This is a genomic window from Armatimonas sp. (assembly GCF_031410135.1).
Lineage (GTDB): Bacteria > Armatimonadota > Armatimonadia > Armatimonadales > Armatimonadaceae > Armatimonas.
The window spans coordinates 1-2,107 of the sequence record NZ_JANNYP010000040.1 but is presented as its reverse complement, the minus strand read 5'-3'; the positions used below and the strand labels follow the sequence as shown (position 1 = coordinate 2,107).

Below are 2,107 nucleotides of genomic sequence, written 5' to 3'. Positions count from 1 at the left end.
TTGGTGATGCGATTCCGACCAACAGTCAGACCGGGGCACTTTTAAGCACCACCGATTGTCACATAGGCGTTTTATCCGGGGCGGGCTTAGAGCACGCTCTACGCCTCAAGGACGCAAACCAGATTTTTTTAACACAGGTGCCCACGTCAGTTCGTCAAACGCAAGATTCTCATGAGATTCTGTCAAACATAAGATTCTCGTGAGATAAGGAGCCTTTATGGACACCTATTTTTCTCATTGTGCAGGACTCGATGTTCACAAGAAGACTGTCGTCGCCTGCCGCGTTTTCCCCGGACCCGATGGCAAAGAGATTCAGCAAGTACGAACCTTTGGCACGATGACTGCCGACTTGCTGGAGCTTTCTGACTGGCTGGCTGAAGTGGGCATCGCCCAGGTCGCTATGGAGAGCACGGGCGAGTATTGGAAGCCCGTCTACAATCTGCTGGAGAACAATTTTGAACTCTGGCTGGTCAATGCTCGCCACATCAAGCAAGTGCCAGGCCGAAAGACGGATGTCAAAGATTCGGAGTGGATCGCTCAGTTGCTTCAATGCGGCTTGCTCAAAAAGAGCTTCGTGCCTCCGCTTCCTCAACGCGAACTTCGTGAACTGTGCCGTCACCGAGCCAATTTTATCCGTGAACGAGCAACTTTGGTCAACCGGGTTCAGAAGACACTCGAAGGGATGAACATTAAACTTGCCAGTGTGGCCAGCGATGTGATGGGCGTCTCGGCTCGTGCGATGCTAGCTGCTCTAGTCGAGGGCAAGGCAGATGCTGCGGAGATGGCGGAACTTGCCCGAGGCCGTATGCGCTCCAAGCAAGAGCTTTTGGAGCGTTCTCTCGATGGGCGAGTGAGTGCGCATCAGCGCTTCATTCTGTCGGAGCTACTCTGCCAGATTGACAGTTTTGAGGAAACGATAGCTCGCTTTGACGAGCAGATTGTGACTTACTGCCACCCTTTTGAAGAGGCCGTCGTACATCTGGATACGATTCCGGGTGTGGCTCGTGCGACGGCGGAGCTGATTGTGAGCGAAGTGGGAACCAATATGACTCGTTTTGCCACTCCTGGTCATCTTGCCTCTTGGGCAGGTCTTTGCCCTGGTAACAACGAGAGTGCGGGTAAGCATTTTTCGGGTCGCACTCGTCCTGGCAATGCTTCTCTTCGTGCGGGCCTTGTTCAGGCAGCGCACGCTGCTGCTCGGACAAAGACGTATCTTGGTGCGCAGTTTCGTCGTTTGGTAGTGCGCCGTGGGAAGAAGCGAGCGCTTCTTGCGGTTGCGCATTCTATCCTGGTGATTGCCTATCGTTTGATGGAGCGTGGTGAAGACTATGTAGATTTGGGTGTTGACCACTTTGACAAGCGAGAGCCAGAGCGTCTTGCTCGCAGCTTGACGAAGCGCTTGGTAAGTTTGGGCTTCGAGGTGAACTTAACTCCAACGGCAAAGGCTTGAGTCTAAGTCCAGTGGGGATTTTCAAACCAGACGCCATGAACGGGGTTCACCTTGAAGCATGAAAATGCCCGAGGAACGCCGCCCGAAAGCGGCTATTTACAGGATAGGTGCTTGGTTACGAATGCCCGTGACTTTCCCTTGCTTGCGCCAGTCCCATTTCTTCAAACTAGGGCTGGCGACGATATTGAACTCGTAGATCTTTGCACGGAGCGCTGGGTTGACTTTGACTATCCTCTCTCGCTCTTCTTTATCGAGGTCGAGTATTTTTCGTGCGAGGGGAGCTTGTTTTTTGGCGATGTCTCCAATATTAGGAGGGAGAATATCGCCATAGAGCTGGCTGTCTGGTTTGTCCAGCACATCGGTGGCTCCAACCGTGAAGGAGTATTTGCTTTTGGCAATATCTGCGCGTAGCTGTGTGAGCTGAAGTTTGAGGGGAGCGGATAGCTTGAGCTCTTTTTGAGTAAAAATCGCCTGGTTTTTCAGTGTGGGTTGCGCTAGTGCGGCGAGCCCACTTAGGCTAAGTAGTCGTCCAAAATCAAGTTCCAGTTCTTTGATGTAGAATAGATTAGTTAGCCACTCCATTTTCTACTGTGAAGAAACCATGCCAAATAGGGAAATCTATATCTGCCGATGTGAACTTTGCCAGCAAGACGTTGA

General features: G+C 51.9%; 2 protein-coding genes. One reads left to right on the top strand and one right to left on the bottom strand.

The window, feature by feature from the left end; translation table 11 throughout:
• The first annotated feature begins 217 nt into the window (after positions 1-217).
• Positions 218-1,450: an IS110 family transposase gene (locus RMO15_RS01480; protein ID WP_309707164.1), complete on the top strand. Its 1,233-nt coding sequence runs from the start codon at positions 218-220 to the stop codon at positions 1,448-1,450.
• A gap of 96 nt (positions 1,451-1,546) precedes the next feature.
• Here the strand turns inward: RMO15_RS01480 and RMO15_RS01475 are convergent, their stop codons facing one another.
• On the bottom strand, positions 1,547-2,032 hold the full coding sequence (locus RMO15_RS01475; RefSeq protein WP_309707162.1) for a hypothetical protein: 486 nt from the start codon (positions 2,030-2,032) through the stop codon (positions 1,547-1,549).
• Positions 2,033-2,107: the final 75 nt, after the last annotated feature.